Annotated in this window: 10 protein-coding genes; 4 read left to right on the top strand and 6 right to left on the bottom strand. The window is 63.1% G+C overall.

Annotation, left to right across the window (positions count from 1 at the left end; all coding sequences use genetic code 11):
* Positions 1–75 precede the first annotated feature (75 nt).
* From xylA to DEVEQU_RS03920, 3 genes are all read right to left on the bottom strand, one after another.
* Positions 76–1383, bottom strand: coding sequence for a xylose isomerase (gene xylA, locus DEVEQU_RS03930; RefSeq protein WP_126149271.1), 1308 nt, complete (start codon positions 1381–1383; stop codon positions 76–78).
* A complete protein-coding gene (gene xylB, locus DEVEQU_RS03925; protein ID WP_126149270.1) occupies positions 1380–2843 on the bottom strand; it encodes a xylulokinase in 1464 nt (487 codons plus the stop codon). The genes xylA and xylB overlap by 4 nt, the downstream gene beginning before the upstream one ends.
* A gap of 578 nt (positions 2844–3421) precedes the next feature.
* Positions 3422–4465: a LacI family DNA-binding transcriptional regulator gene (locus DEVEQU_RS03920; RefSeq protein ID WP_223214095.1), complete on the bottom strand. Its 1044-nt coding sequence runs from the start codon at positions 4463–4465 to the stop codon at positions 3422–3424.
* Positions 4466–4600: 135 nt separating this feature from the next.
* On the opposite strand from DEVEQU_RS03920, the gene DEVEQU_RS03915 reads away from it, so the two are divergent.
* Complete coding sequence (locus tag DEVEQU_RS03915) at positions 4601–5611, top strand: aldose epimerase family protein (RefSeq protein WP_126149269.1); 1011 nt, start codon at positions 4601–4603, stop codon at positions 5609–5611.
* Positions 5612–5719: 108 nt separating this feature from the next.
* Entirely contained in the window at positions 5720–6403 is a 684-nt protein-coding gene (locus tag DEVEQU_RS03910) for a helix-turn-helix transcriptional regulator (RefSeq protein WP_126149268.1), read from the top strand.
* Positions 6404–6603: 200 nt separating this feature from the next.
* Here DEVEQU_RS03910 and pnp read toward each other — a convergent pair whose 3' ends face one another.
* From pnp to DEVEQU_RS03895, 3 genes are all read right to left on the bottom strand, one after another.
* Positions 6604–8748, bottom strand: a complete 2145-nt coding sequence (pnp, locus tag DEVEQU_RS03905) for a polyribonucleotide nucleotidyltransferase (RefSeq protein ID WP_126149267.1) — start codon at positions 8746–8748, stop codon at positions 6604–6606.
* A 311-nt stretch (positions 8749–9059) separates the two neighbouring features.
* Complete coding sequence (gene rpsO, locus DEVEQU_RS03900) at positions 9060–9329, bottom strand: 30S ribosomal protein S15 (protein ID WP_126149266.1); 270 nt, start codon at positions 9327–9329, stop codon at positions 9060–9062.
* Positions 9330–9473: 144 nt separating this feature from the next.
* Positions 9474–11192 (bottom strand): sensor histidine kinase, encoded by a 1719-nt coding sequence (locus DEVEQU_RS03895; RefSeq protein WP_126149265.1) that lies wholly within the window; start codon positions 11190–11192, stop codon positions 9474–9476.
* 112 nt (positions 11193–11304) lie between these two features.
* Here DEVEQU_RS03895 and miaB point away from each other — a divergent pair, with 112 nt between their 5' ends.
* The gene (gene miaB / locus DEVEQU_RS03890) at positions 11305–12714 is read left to right on the top strand and encodes a tRNA (N6-isopentenyl adenosine(37)-C2)-methylthiotransferase MiaB (protein WP_126149264.1); all 1410 of its coding nucleotides are present in this window, start codon (positions 11305–11307) and stop codon (positions 12712–12714) included.
* 16 nt (positions 12715–12730) lie between these two features.
* Positions 12731–14734 carry an acyltransferase family protein gene (locus DEVEQU_RS03885; RefSeq protein WP_126149263.1) on the top strand — a complete coding sequence of 668 codons (2004 nt, stop codon included), beginning with the start codon at positions 12731–12733 and terminating at the stop codon, positions 14732–14734.
* Positions 14735–15140: the final 406 nt, after the last annotated feature.

The following is a 15140-nucleotide window of genomic DNA, read 5'->3' as shown; positions in this document are numbered from 1 at the left end:
CGAGCCCAGCTCTCATGGCCTTCTCGCCTCAAATCGCGCCACCGGCGCGATTTGCCCTTACGGGACGGCGCGAAGTCAGACGAAGCGGTTGACCAGGTTTTCCAGATATTCCTGGCGGCCGGACTTGGGCTGCGGGTTGATGCCGTCGGCATGAACCTTGGCGGCGATATCCTCGAGGCTGAGCTTGCCGCCGAGAATGTCCTTGCCAAGCCCATTGTCCCAACCGGCATAGCGGTCATCGAGCAGCTTGTCGAACTCGCCGTCTTCGATCAAAGCCACGGCGCCCTTGAGGCCGCGCGCCAGCGTGTCGAGGCCGAGGATATGGCCATGCAGCAGGTCGGCGGGGTCGAGCGACTGGCGGCGCACCTTGGCGTCGAAGTTGAAGCCGCCCTTGCCGAGGCCACCCTGCTTGAGGATGTAATAGAAGGCCAAGGCCATTTCGCCGGCATTGTTGGGGAAGTGGTCGGTGTCCCAGCCGGATTGCAGATCGTTGCGATTGGCGTCGACTGAGCCAAGCTGGCCAAGCGAGGAGGCAACAGCCAGTTCATGCTCGAAAGAGTGACCAGCGAGGAAGGCGTGACCAACCTCGATATTGCACTTCACCTTCTTTTCGAGACCGTATTTCTGCAGGAACCCGTAAACAGTGGCGACGTCGAAATCGTACTGGTGCTTGCTTGGTTCCTGCGGCTTGGGTTCGATCAGGATCTGGCCCTTGAAGCCGATCTTTTCGGCGTGCTCGATCACCAGGGTCAGGAAGCGGGCCATCTGGTCCTGTTCCTGGCCGATCTTGGTGTTGAGCAGCGTTTCATAGCCCTCGCGGCCGCCCCAGAGCACATAGTTCTCGCCGCCCAGTTCATGGGTCAGCTCGAGCACGGTCTTCACCTGGCCGGCGGCATAGGCGAAAACTTCCGGATCGGGATTGGTGGCGGCACCCGCCATATAGCGGCGGTTGGAGAACAGGTTCGCCGTGCCCCAGAGCAGCTTCTTGCCGCTTTCCTGCATCTTGCTTGCGATGATATCGCCGATGACGCGCAGGTTCTTGTTCGATTCAGCCAGCGTTGCGCCTTCGGGGGCCACGTCCACATCGTGGAAGGCGAAGAAGGGTACGTCGATCAGGTTGAAGAATTCAAAGGCCACCTCGGCCTTGAGCTTGGCGCCTTCAAGACCCTTGTCGAACCAGGGACGATCGAAAGTGCGGCCGCCGAACGGGTCGCCGCCTTCCTGCGCAAAAGTGTGCCAATAGGCGATGGCCGGGCGGATATGGTCTTCCATCCGCTTGCCTGCGACCACTTCGTCCTTGTTGTAGTGACGATAGGCCAGCGCGTTGCGGCTCTCCGGACCTTCATACTTGACCTGGCTCAGACCTTCAAAAAAATCACTCACGAACGTGCCTCCTCGATGGCGGGGTAGAGAGCGCGATAGCGCGCATATTGGTCGGAATAGGCACCCGACAGGGTCTTGTCGGGCGCGATTGTGGTCTTGATCGGCGGCATGGACATGACGTCGGCCGGGTTGGCGCCGGTTGCGGCACAGAGGCCGAGCCGAGCCGCGCCCAGCGCGCCGCCGAAATCGCCGTCTTCGGGGAGGGCGATTTCCATGTCGAGATTGGTGGCCAGCATTTTGAGCCAGAGTGCGGACTTGGAACCACCGCCCACCGCCAGCAGGCGATTGATCGAGGTGCCGGCATCAGCCAGCACGCGCTGGCAATCGCGCATGGCGAAGGTCACGCCTTCCATGACGGCCTGGGCCAGTTGCGCCGTGTCGGTGGACTGGGAGAGGCCAGTAAACGAGCCGCGGGCCCCGGCATTATTGTGCGGGGTGCGCTCGCCCGAGAGGTAGGGCAGGAAGATCGCTTCGCCTGGTCCCTTGAACTGGGCTTCGGCTTCGCCCGAAAGCTCGGCCTGCTTCTTGCCGGTGATGCGGCTCAGCCAGTTGAGCGAATCCGTGGCCGAGAGGATGACGCCCATCTGGTGCCAGGTATCAGGAATGGCGTGGCAGAAGGCATGCACCGCGCCTTCGGTATTGGGGCTGAATTTTTCGTTGGAAACGAACAGAACGCCCGAGGTGCCGAGCGACACAAAACCCTCGCCGGGCCGGATCGCGCCGATACCGCAGGCGGCGGCGGCATTGTCGCCGGCGCCACCGGCCACGACGACCGGGCCAGACATGCCCCAACGCGAAACGTATTCATCCTTGAGCTGTGCCGAAACGGCAGAGCCCTCGACCAGTGATGGCATGTGGTCACGGGTCAAACCCGTCACGCCCAACAATTCGTCCGACCAGTCGCGCTTGGCCACGTCCAACCAAAGCGTCCCGGCGGCATCAGACATGTCCTCGACATGCTCGCCGGTCAACAGCAGGCGCACATAGGCCTTGGGCAGCAGCACCTTTCTTATCTGGCGGTAGATGTCTGGCTCGTGTTTTCTGACCCAGGCAATTTTCGGCGCGGTAAAGCCCGGCATGGCGATATTGCCGGCTAGCTGCCGCAGAGTGGGGAGCGCCGCTTCCATTTCGCCGCATTCAGCGGCAGAGCGGCCATCGTTCCAGAGGATGCAGGGGCGCAACACGGCGTCGTTTTCGCCGAGCAGCGTCGCGCCATGCATGTGGCCGGACAGGCCAATGCCCCTGACCGCAGCCAATTCCTTGGGATGGCTGGCCTTGAGCTTGTCGATGGCGCCGAGCGTGGCCGTCCACCAATCGGTCGGGTTCTGCTCCGACCAGCCGGGATGTGGGCGAACCGGCTCTACGGCGGGGGCCGAGGCCTCGCCCAGCGCCTTGCCGGCCGCGTCGATCAGCAGCGCCTTGACGCCGGAAGTGCCGATATCAATGCCCAGAAATGTCATGAGGCACGTACCTCATCTGGCTGCGGCAGAAACATCTCTTACTCCTCCCTCGCCCCGTTTGCGGGGCAGCGCCGAATTTTTGAATGACGCGTTTCTTAGCGCAGATTGTGACCGAGGAAAACGGGAATTTCAACTTGGAGCTGCGCCCAAAGCGCAAAATCTCCCCTGTCGGGGCATTTTAAGCGAGAAGGTCGCGAGAGCTATGCTCGAGTGGCACAAAGGAACGAGGCATCATCGCCCTCAACCCTCGCGCGGCAATTCGATCTCACAAGAGTTTGAGCCTGTTGCACACCCCCACCCAACCTCCCCTGTTAAGGGAAGTGTTTAGTTTGGGCGCATTGATAACCAGTGTCAGGGCTCTTTCGCCTCCCTCCCACTTGAGGGGAGGGAATGAGGGTGGGGGTGCTGAACCATCAGAAAATCCGTTGGTTTCATGGGAGTTTGCTGAAGCTGCAGCACCCCCACCTAACCTCCCCCTGTAGAAGGGGGAGGGACAGCAGGAGCCGAAGCGCCAACGCCTCCTGACGCGCTCAAAGTGAACACCCACTCTCCCGCAAGGGGAGAAGGGAAGACGCAGCTCACCGCAGATTATCCTTCAAGAAAATCCCGATCTCGATCGGATCGGTCACGGCGCTGCGGGCCGTGCCCAGCGCCAATGCCCGTGCTGCCGCGATGGCTTCACGGATTTCGCCATCTGGGTTCTGATCGAGCACCACGTCGATGGCGCCGCTGCGCAGGCCGGCGCGGGTGGGCTCGGTCAATTCGTGGGCGATGACGCGCAGGCTGCGGGCCCGGCCGGACTGTTCCAGCGCCGCCACCAGCCCGGCATTGCCGGCGCCGAAATTATAGAGCCCGGCAAGGTCGGGATTATCCTTGAGAATGGCGCCGACGATCCCGGCGGTCTGGTCGCGTTCGTCATGCCCCTCGAAGGGGCCAAGCATGGTGACCTCGGGGAATTCGGCGCCCAGTGCGGCCCGGAACCCTTCCAGCCGCTCGGCATGGTCGCGCAGGTGCAAAGAGCCGGCGATCAGCGCCACCTTGCCCTTGCCGGAGAGAAACCGCCCCATCAGCGAGGCAGCGGTGCGCCCGGCAGCGACATTGTCGATGCCGATGAAATTGCGCCGCGCCGAACCCGGCAGGTCCGAAACCAGCGTCATCACCGCAATCCCGCGGCGATGGGCAGCGTCGACGGCGGCAATCACCTCGGGCTCCTCGCTGGCGACGATAACGGCGCAGTCGCAATGGCGCGCCTCCAGTCCGTCCAGCCCCTCGGCCAGCCCGGCGCCATCCAGCGGCTTGATGCGGCGGGTGTCGAGGTGAATGCGATCGCCCAGCGCCTGGCCGAATCGGCGGGTAACCGCCTCGGCAAGACTGTCCATGAACTCGTTGGACCCGTCGGGAATGAAGAACACGACGCTGAGATCGCGGGCTCGCGCCATCAGCGACGCATTGAGGTCGCGCGAAAAGCCGATGCGCGCAATGGCCTCCTCAACCTTTTCGGCCGTGGCCGCGCGCACGCCGGGGCGGGCATTGAGCACGCGGTCGACCGTGGCCAGGGACACACCTGCCGCCCGCGCCACATCGTGAACCGTGGCCCGCCGCTTCATCGTCTCTTCGGTCAAACCGTTTCCCCTGCCGGACCGCACAAGTTTGGCGACACACTTGTTTCCAAAGGCGCAAACGTCAAGTGCAGCGTTGCAGGCCGGGGGCAATAAGGCTAGAGCTCCACCCCCAGAGCGGGAAAAGGGGACTCGACAATGGCAATCACGGTTTCAACCTTCGGCGACTTTCGCGGACAGCGGGTCGATCAGTTCCGGCTGGTAAGCGATAGCGGCGTCACCGTCGATATCATCGGCTATGGCGTGGTCGTGCGGGACTGGCGCGTCCCAGTGGCCGGCGGCGAGCGCTCGGTGGTGCTCGGCTTTGACAGCTTTGACGCCTATCCCGCCCATAGCCCGCATTTCGGTTCGCTGGCCGGGCGCGTTGCCAACCGCGTCAAGGACGCGTCCTTCACCCTCGATGGCACCACCTACAAGCTGCCGCCCAATGCCGGCAATCTGCAGCTGCATGGCGGCGAGGACGGGCTGGGCCGCCAGGTCTGGTCGGCCCAGGTGGACAATGCCAATAATGCCGTGCGCTTTACCCATTTCTCGCCCGATGGCGCCATGGGCTATCCCGGCAATGTCAATTTCGCTGCCACCTATAGCCTGCTTGGCAATCGCCTGCGGCTCGAATTGACCGCCACCACCGACCGGGCCACCCCGATCAGCCTGGTGCAGCACCAATATTTCAATCTCGGCACCACCGACACGGTGCTGGACCACACCATCCAGGTCAATTCCAGCGCCTATACCGAACTGGGGGACGATCTCGCCCCCACCGGCGCCATCCTGCCCTCGCGCGGCACCATTTACGATCTGCGCAATCCGCGCACCATGCGTGACGCCAATGGCGCGCCCGTCGATTACGATATGGGCCTTGTGCTCGATACCGGTCGCAGGACTGCCGACCCGATCGCCACGGTGGTGTCGCCGGACAAGGATCTGACGCTCAAGCTGTGGAGCGATCGCCCGGGCGTGCAGGTCTATAACAGCGTCTGGACCGACATTCCGGTGCCCGGGCTCGGTGGCAAGAGCTACAAGAAGCATTCCGGCTTCTGCCTTGAGGATCAGGCGCTGGCCGATGCGGTGCACAACCCGCATTTCCCCAATGTCATCTATTCGCCCGAGCGCCCCTATGGGCATTGGTGCGAAATCGAGATCGCCTGACGCGTCAGCCCGGCTGGATGCCGGGTCACGCTGCTGACGCGGCCTGTCAGGCCAAGAGCCAATGCTCCTGTCATGCCAATGGCAGGAGACAGCAATGGATGGGTTCGCTTGGACAAGACAGAACGCCTGTTTTCGATCATGGACGCCCTGCGCCGACATCGCCGCCCGGTTACCGCGGCGGCGCTTGCCGAGGAACAGGGCGTATCGGTGCGCACCCTCTATCGCGACATCCAGACCCTTATCGGGCTGGGTGCGCCGATCGATGGCGAAGCCGGCGTTGGCTATATGCTGAAGCCCGGCTTCTTCCTGCCACCCCTGATGTTCTCGCCTGAAGAGCTCGAGGCCCTGGTGCTGGGCGCGCGCTGGGTGGAAACCCAGCCCGATGATGGGCTGAGCGTGGCGGCGCGCAATGCGCTGGCCAAGATCGCCACCGCCTCACCCGAAGATCTGCGCGACCGCATCAACGATACCGCGCTCTGGCCGGTGGCCATCTGGGGCGAGCGCCGCCCCATTGCGGTGCTGGGCGATATCCGTCTTGCCATGCGGCAGGAAAAGGCGGTGCAGATCGAATATGAGGACGTCGAAGGCCGCGCCACCAGCCGCACCATCTGGCCGGTGGGCCTGGCCTTTTACGAGGGCAAGCAGACCATTGCCGCCTGGTGCCTGTTGCGCCAGGACTTCCGCAGCTTCCGCACCGATCGCATCGCCAGCCTCACCATCACCGAAGAGCGCTACGGCAAACGCCGCGCCGTCCTCGAACGCGAATGGCGCGCCAGCTGGACGCATGAATAGGCGCTACCTGCTCGCTGCCGCACCGCCAACAAAATGACCACGGCATACGCTTTTCACGCGCGACAAGGCGAGCCTGAGTACATTTCAAAGTGCACGCCGCTCTAAATGCTTTCGCCTCCCTCCCCACAGGGGGAAGGGAGGCGATTGAGCAGTATCGACCAGAACGCGAACGCTCTGGCGCGTGAGCCGAAGCGCTCGCCTTATTCGGCGGCGTCTTCCTTGGCTTCCTTGGCGATTTCCTTGCCGGTGGCCTGATCGAGCACCTTCATGGAGAGGCGAACCTTGCCGCGCTCGTCAAAGCCCAGCAGCTTGACCCAGACCTTGTCGCCTTCCTTGACCACATCGGTGGTCTTGGCAACGCGGGCTTCGGCCAGCTGGGAAATGTGGACCAGACCATCCTTGGCGCCGAAGAAGTTGACGAAGGCGCCGAAATCGGCGGTCTTGACCACGGTGCCCTGATAGATGGCGCCGATCTCGGGCTCGTCGGTGATCGAGCGGATCCACTTGATGGCGGCTTCGATCTGGCTACCGTCGGAGGACGAAACCTTCACCGTGCCGTCATCTTCGATATTGATCTTGGCGCCGGTCTTTTCGACGATCTCACGGATGACCTTGCCGCCGGTGCCGATCACTTCACGGATCTTGTCGGTGGGGATCTTGAGGGTCTCGATGCGGGGCGCGAACTCGCCCACTTCGCCACGCGAGGCCGACAGAGCCTTGCTCATTTCACCCAGGATATGGATGCGGCCGTCCTTGGCCTGAGCCAGGGCGATCTTCATGATCTCTTCGGTGATACCGGCGATCTTGATATCCATCTGCAGGCTGGTGACGCCTTCTTCGGTGCCAGCCACCTTGAAGTCCATGTCGCCCAGGTGATCTTCGTCGCCGAGAATGTCGGAGAGAACGGCGAACTTTTCGCCTTCCAGGATCAGGCCCATGGCAATACCGGCCACCGGACGCTTCATCGGCACGCCGGCATCCATCAGCGCCAGCGAGGTGCCGCACACGGTTGCCATCGAGGAGGAGCCGTTGGACTCGGTGATCTCGGAGACCACGCGGATGGTGTAGGGGAACTCTTCGACCGACGGGCGGATCGGGTTGATGGCGCGCCAGGCGAGCTTGCCGTGACCGATTTCGCGACGGCCGGGCGAACCCATGCGGCCGGCTTCACCGACGGAATATGGCGGGAAGTTGTAGTGCAGCAGGAAGTTTTCCTTCTTGGTGCCCTCGAGCGAGTCGATGAACTGCTCGTCTTCGCCGGTACCGAGCGTGGCAACCACGAGCGCCTGGGTTTCGCCACGCGTGAAGATGGCAGAACCATGGGTGCGCGGCAGCACGCCCACTTCGGCCAGGATCGGACGCACGGTCTTTAGATCGCGGCCGTCGATGCGGCTGCCGGTGTCCAGGATGTTCCAGCGCACGATCTTGGCCTGGAGATTGTGGACTACTTCGCCCAGGGCTTCCTTGGAGATCTCTCCGGCTTCGATCTTGGCGGCGAAAGCCTCCTTGACCTTGGCATTGGCGGCGTCGACCGCAGCATAGCGCTGGGCCTTTTCGGTGATCTGGTAGGCAGCGCGCAGATCGGCTTCGGCAATGGCCAGCACTTCGGCCTCGAGAGCCGAGAAGTCCGGAGCCTGGAAGTCGCGCGGCTCCTTGGCGGCCAGTTCTGCCAGCTTGATGATGGCTTCGATCACCTGGGCCGAGGCCTTGTGACCGAACATCACGGCGCCCAGCATCACCTCTTCGGAGAGCTCCTGGGCTTCCGATTCCACCATCAGCACGGCGTCCTGCGTGCCGGCCATGACCAGGTCGAGCTTGCTGTCGGCGCGGCGATCGACCGGCAGGTTCAGCACATATTCACCATTGACATAGCCGACGCGGGCAGCGCCGATCGGGCCCATGAAGGGAATGCCCGAAATGGTCAGCGCGGCAGAGGCGGCGACCATGGCCAGCACGTCGGGATTGTTCTCCATGTCATGCTGGAGAACGGTGACGACCACCTGGGTCTCGTTCTTGTAGCCATCGGGGAAGAGCGGGCGGATCGGACGGTCGATGAGGCGCGAAACCAGGGTTTCGTTCTCGGTCGGACGGCCTTCGCGCTTGAAATAGCCGCCAGGAATCTTGCCGGCGGCGAAGTATTTTTCCTGGTAGTTCACGGTCAGCGGGAAGAAGTCCTGGCCCGGCTTGGCGGACTTGGCGCTGACGACGGTGGCGAGCAGGACGGTTTCGCCCAGGGTGGCGAGCACGGCGCCATCGGCCTGGCGGGCGATCTTGCCGGTTTCGAGCGTCAGGGGCTGGCCGCCCCAGTTGAGCTCGACCTTATGGTGATCAAACTTGATCGACATGATTTCGTCTTTCCATTCTGCCGGTCGAGCGGGAACGCGGGGAGAGGCCAAGGGCCCACGAACGCGACCGGTGTGCCCGCACCGGACCCGCACCCTATGTACGTAACCGGCTCAAAATCAGGCACTGTTGCTGTCTGGCGAGACAGAACATGGACAAGACAACAAGCGGCTCCGCGGCGGAAGGCGCCAATAATCCTGCCATGCTCCGGCACCGCCGGCCTCATGCGGGGCGCCGCAAACCGGCGCCGACACGTGCCCCAAAAGGGCGTTCGGCGCGGAAGGCATGCTCCCGCGCCGGAAACTTCTTGCGCTTAGCGGCGCAGGCCGAGCTTTTCGATCAGCGTCTTGTAGCGGGCTTCGTCCACCTTCTTGAGGTAGTCGAGGAGGCTACGACGCGTCGACACCAGCTTCAGCAGACCACGACGGGAATGGTTATCCTTGTTGTGGCCCTTGAAGTGCTCGGTGAGATTGGCAATGCGCTCGGAGAGGATGGCAACCTGCACTTCCGGCGAGCCGGTGTCGTTGGCCTTGGTTGCGTATTCCTTGATCAGTTCGCTCTTGCGCTCTGCAGTAATCGACATCGGTTGATCCTTTCACAAAAGAGGATTGTGGCCGCCCCAGCCGGGATGTCGTCCAGGTGGGGCCGAGAAAACCGGGCACTGTATCGGACAAGCCGGGCGCCGGTTGCGGGCTCTATAGGGCAAAAAGCCCCGCAAAGCCAGATATTATTGGTCCATGTCCTCGTCGGGCCGCACAGCGGCGAAGCCGGGGTCGAGCGCGCTGAGGGGAATGCTGAGCGTCCATTCCACCCCGTCGGCATGATCGTGGTGGATCACCGTGGCGCCCAGCGCGCCCCCGACCATGGAGAGCAGCACCGTGGTGCCGAAGCCCGCGCGCCCCGGCGGGGGCAGGGGCTGGGACAAGGTTTCGCGCCAGTCCAGCACCAGCCGCTCGTCGGCGATGCGCCAGTCCAGCCTGATCTGGCCGCCCGGATCGGCAATTGCGCCGTAGCGGGTGGCATTGGTGGCGAGCTCGTGCAGCGCCATGCCTAGGATCTGGGCGCCCTGCGGATTGATGCGGATGGTGGGTCCGCTTACGAGGATGCGCCCATCGGCGGGACGGAACGGGGCCAGCTGCTGATCGACCAGATCGGACAGCTCCACCCCGGCGCGGCCATGGGCCAACAACAGATCGGTGGAGCGCGCCAGGCCCATGATGCGGCGCTCCAGCGCCTGCACATAGGTGGGTACATCGGTGGTGCCGCGGGCGGTCTGCTTGGCCATGGCGGCAATGACGGCCATCTGGTTCTTGGAGCGATGCGCAAGCTCGCGCATGAGAAACCGCACGTCACGCTCGGCAGCCTGCAATTGCGCCGAGGATTCGGCCAGGGTGGTTGATATCTCGGTAATCTCAGCCACCGGATATTGCCCGGCGGTGACGATTTCCCCGCGCCCCAGGCGTCGTGCATCGCTTTGCAGGCCCTGCACGGAACGACGAATGCGCTGGGCGAGGAGGAAAGCGATGAGCGAGGCGACGAGCGCGATGGCGATGCCCCAGGCCGTCAGCTGCAAGACCGATTCTCCCAGCGGCCGGCTGACCTGAGCCGCCGAGGCCCAGGCGACGATGCGCCAGCCGCTGAGGCCGGAGCGCCATTCCGCCGTCACCACGCGCTGGTCGTTGACCACTTCCTCGGTCCAGTCGCTGGCATTAGTGGTGGTCTCGCGGCGCAGCGGCAGGATGTCTCCGATGCGCAGGCCGGCCTCGGAGGTGGCGGCAATGATGGTATTGCCGCGATCCACCAAGGCTGCATGCCAGCCCGCCGGCATTTGCCGCGATTGCAGCGCCGGCACCAGATTGGCGGCATTCTGCGTCAGGGCGAGAAGCACGGTGGAGCCGGCATTGGACACCGGCAGCCAGACATTAAACACATAGGATTGCGCCGTCTGTCCGAAGAACAGGCTCGATACCGTGGCCACGCCGCGCTCGCGCGCCAGAGTGGCGGTTTCGTCGTCGGAAGTTTTGCCCAGCGGCTCGCCATAGCTGACGCGGGTATTGAGCAGCTGGTTCATGTCGGCATCGACGGCGAGCAGATAGGTGCCGGTGCCGGCCAGCGCCTCGACGCCGCGATCGTGAAACTGGGCTAGATCACCCTCGTAAAGCGCGGAATCGCTGGAGAGCACGCGCAGTGTCGTGCCCATGCCGGCGATTTCGCGATCGACCGAATGGCCCATGGCCTGCACGGTGGCATTGGTGAGGGCGCGCACCACCTGGTCCTGCGCGTCATTGGTGCGCATGAGCAGGATCAGCGCCACCGCAAAGGCGGGCAGGAGGATGACGAGGATAAGCGCAAACAGGTAGTGGGCAACGGGCCGGGCGCGCCTTGGAGGGGCGGACTGGCCGGACGCCGGCTCGGCAGGTCGCTCAGGGGCGGCGTTGTCCGCCATTCGCAACCTCCAGTGCAATCGGGCGTGAACTCAATCGTTGAGGGGTAACACGCGACGGCCCATGAAGTTGCAAGGCATGGAAACAGCTTTCCGCCTCTGGTAAAGAGCGCCCATGAGCACCGCAGAAACCGCCTCCCAGACCCGCCCCAAGAAGCTGTTTATCCGCACCTATGGGTGCCAGATGAACGTCTATGACAGCGACCGCATGGCCGATGCGCTGGCGCCGCAAGGCTATGAGCCGACCACGGAGATCGAAGACGCCGATCTCGTGTTGCTCAACACCTGCCATATCCGCGAAAAGGCCTCCGAGAAGGTGTTTTCCGAGCTTGGGCGGCTCAAGGAATTGCAGAGCGAAAAGCGCGCCAGTGGCGGCGATCTGATGATCGGGGTGGCCGGCTGCGTGGCTCAAGCCGAGGGTGAGGAAATCGCCCGCCGCGCCCCGGTGGTCGACATGGTGTTCGGACCGCAGGCCTACCACCGCCTGCCCGACATGCTGGCGCGCGCCGAAAGCCAGCGCCACATGCATCCCAGTCTTAAAAAGCCTGTGATCGACACTGATTTCCCCGAGGAAGACAAGTTCGCCCACCTGCCGGCGGCCAAGAAGGAAGTGACGCTGACCCGCGGCCTCACCGCCTTCCTGACCGTGCAGGAAGGCTGCGACAAATTCTGTTCGTTCTGCGTCGTGCCCTATACGCGCGGCGCCGAGGTCAGCCGTCCGGTGCATCAGGTGCTTGAGGAAGCGCGCCGGCTGGTCGATGCCGGGGTCAAGGAAATCACCCTGCTCGGCCAGAACGTCAACGCCTATCATGGTCTCGATGCCACGGGGCGCCCCGTGGGCCTGGGTGAACTGGCCTATCTCCTGGCCGAAATTTCCGGGCTCGAGCGGCTGCGCTATACCACCAGCCATCCGCGCGACATGGACGACGCATTGATTGCGGCGCATCGCGACCTGCCGCTGCTCATGCCCTATCTGCACCTGCCGGTGCAGTCCGGTTCGGATCGCATCCTCAAGGCCATGAACCGCAAGCACACATCAGCCGAATATCTGGCGCTGATCGACAAGATCAAGGCAGCGCGGCCCGACATGGCGCTATCAGGCGATTTCATTGTCGGCTTTCCCGGTGAAAACGACCAGGACTTCGAGGATACGCTGAGCATCATCCGCGAGACCGGCTATGCCTCGGCCTATTCGTTCAAATATTCGACCCGCCCCGGCACGCCCGGCGCCAGCCTCGGCGACCAGGTGGCCGAAGAGGTCAAGACCGAGCGGCTCTATCGGCTGCAGGAACTGGTCAATGCCCAGACCACCGCCTTCCACGCCTCCTGTGTCGGCAAGACCATGCCGGTCTTGATCGAACGCGTCGGCCGCATGCAAGGCCAGGTCGGCGGCCGCTCCCCCTATCTGCAGGCCGTGCATCTCGACGGCCCAACCAGCCTGATCGGCGCCATCCACCAGGTCGAAATCATCGGCACCAGCACCAATTCGCTGGTCGGCCGATTGAAACAGGCCGTGGCAGCGTAAGCGCGAGGCGCCGGAAATTTCGACCCCCGCCTTCAAAACTGCCCGGTCCTATGTCGCGGAAATAGATTTTTTGCGCGCCGTTTCGGTGCTGGTAGTGTTGATCTGCCATTTGCAGATCAACATCCTGCCCGGCGGTTTCGTCGGCGTAGACGTGTTTTTCGTCATATCCGGCTATGTGGTGGCGTTGTCCCTGCTACATCGCAGCTTCAAGGGCATCGCCGATTTCATTTTCGGCTTTTATGCGCGGCGGTTTCTCCGCATTTTCCCGGCATTGATCCTGTGCGTGTCGGTCACGGCCCTGCTGACCGTGCTGTTCGTGCCGCAATCCTGGCTGAGCCAGGCTGTCTATGCCACAGGCCGCTATGCGCTGTTCGGCTTCAGCAACCTCGCCCTCATCTGGTTCGATGACGGCTACTTCTCGCCACGCAGCGATTTCAACCCATTTACCCACACGTGGTCATTGGGGGTGGAAGAGCAGTTTTACCTGATCTTCCCCTTGATGTTCCTTGCCCTCATCGCGCCCTGGGTGTTGCGGGGCCGGAAGGCTCTGCCGGGCCTCGCAGTGCTCGCCATCGCCTCGGTAGCGTCACTGGTTTACGCTTGGCATCTGGGCAATGCCGATGCGCGCGCCGCTTACTACCTGCTGGCGTCCCGCTGGTGGGAGCTAGCTTCAGGCGTCATGCTGGCGGTGTTGCATGCCAGCTACCCCAATTGGCGCATGGCCGGCCGGTGGCGTGGAGCCCTTGCGATTGCGGGCCTGGTCCTGATCGGGTTTGCCACGCTTTACGCCGATCCCGCACACTTTCCCTACCCTTGGGCATTGGTGCCCGTGACCGGGGCGGTATTGTTCCTGCATGGCGTGGCGGGCGACAGGCCGGTGGGGGACAAGATCGGTGCGTTGCTGAGCCAGCCTGTCGCCCTTTACATCGGCCGTATCTCTTATTCACTCTACCTCTGGCACTGGCCAATGATCGTGCTGTTCCGCTGGACGGTCGGGATCGATGGGCCGCTGGAGATTGCCGCCGCTATAGCGCTCAGTTTTGCGGCGGCCTCTGCCTCCTATCATTTTTTAGAGACCCCGATCCGTCGGCTCGGGCACAGACAATTCCGCTTCTTCAATATCGCTGTGGTCGGCGCCGGTCTGGCCTCCATTGCCCTGGCCCTCTTCACCTATTCAGCGCTTTTCGCGCATCGCGATGCGCTGACCCTCAGCGTCACCAAAGACCAGCAGGCCTGGTATCCCTATGCCTATGATCGCCCGAGCGAGTATACGGGACCAACCTTTGCCGGCCGGACCTTGTTCGCGGTGGGCGACAGTCATCTCGGCGCCTATGAGGCCATGCTCCATTGGACCACAAAGGACCTCAAAATGGAGCTTTGGGCCCGTGGCATCGATGATTGCCAGCTGGCGCGGCTCTACTATCCGATCAACGGCTCCGACCATTGCCAGGCCCTGGTCGAGAACATCCTGAGTGGGATCGAGGCCAAGGCAAAGCCCGGCGATATCGTGTTTTTCCCGACACTTCGGGGGCACCGTCTGGTCGATCAATGGTTCCATTTCGACCTTGAAGACGTTCGCGGCTACAATGCCAGCGAGGGCTTTGCCGAAAGCCTGCGTTTCGCGGTGGACCAGAATCTGCCCTATTTCGAGCGGCTGGCGTCCAAGGGCCTGATTATCCTCCTGGACCTGCCCAAACCCACCATGATGACCGTGCCCTATCGCTGCGCCGATTGGTTCAATAGGTCCAATCCGATCTGCGCGGCTGGCGACACGGTGCCACGCAGTCTCATGCTGGAGCTGCGCCAGCCCATGATCGCAGCGCTCGATATGGTCGCGCAGCGCGTCCCGGCGCTGCATCTGTGGGACCCGTTCCCGCTGCTCTGTCCCGAGGACCCGTGCGGTGTCTATGATGCGACAGGACCGCTCTTCATGGACGGCGACCATATCAGCGGGCATGGCAACCAGGTGCTGCTCCCGGCTTTCCGGGCCGAAATCGTCAGCCTTTTGCAAAGCCATTAAATCACGTCAAACTGAGTTGGACTCTGAGCGCTGTCGCATCAGTCCTTGGGTGGAGGGCTATCGCATATAGCCATCACGCCTCTAGAATGCGGTGGCGGGGTTCTGGCGCGACAGATGCAAAGCACACCACGCCGCCCTCGGGTCGAGGCCGAGGGCGGAACGGTGGATGGGATGCGTCATGCCAATACCAAGCGCCAAGTCGCGCTTTCGTCTCAAGGGCAGGGCTATCGCATATGGGTTTGAGGGTGTTGCACACCCCCTCCCAACCTCCCCCGTCAAGGGGGAGGAGCCGCATCGAGTTCTGGGTGAGATGTTGCCAAAAGCGCCGCCCGAACTCCCTCCCCCTTTGCGGGGAGGGCTGGGGGTGGGGGATGAGAGCCCGGTGCCAATTCGCCATATACGATAG

Origin of the sequence: Devosia equisanguinis (assembly GCF_900631955.1) — a bacterium.
Taxonomy (GTDB): Bacteria; Pseudomonadota; Alphaproteobacteria; order Rhizobiales; family Devosiaceae; genus Devosia; species Devosia equisanguinis.
Note: the sequence above shows the minus strand (reverse complement) of the source record. Positions and strands in the feature narration are given on the sequence as shown.

What these genes read in the sequence shown, in the direction of transcription:
- rpsO (WP_126149266.1), bottom strand. Translation starts at nt 9,329, where the DNA reads ATGTCGATTACTGCAGAGCGCAAGAGCGAACTGATCAAGGAATACGCA.
- DEVEQU_RS03895 (WP_126149265.1), bottom strand. Translation starts at nt 11,192, where the DNA reads ATGGCGGACAACGCCGCCCCTGAGCGACCTGCCGAGCCGGCGTCCGGC.
- xylB (WP_126149270.1), bottom strand. Translation starts at nt 2,843, where the DNA reads ATGACATTTCTGGGCATTGATATCGGCACTTCCGGCGTCAAGGCGCTG.
- miaB (WP_126149264.1), top strand. Translation starts at nt 11,305, where the DNA reads ATGAGCACCGCAGAAACCGCCTCCCAGACCCGCCCCAAGAAGCTGTTT.
- DEVEQU_RS03915 (WP_126149269.1), top strand. Translation starts at nt 4,601, where the DNA reads ATGGCAATCACGGTTTCAACCTTCGGCGACTTTCGCGGACAGCGGGTC.
- pnp (WP_126149267.1), bottom strand. Translation starts at nt 8,748, where the DNA reads ATGTCGATCAAGTTTGATCACCATAAGGTCGAGCTCAACTGGGGCGGC.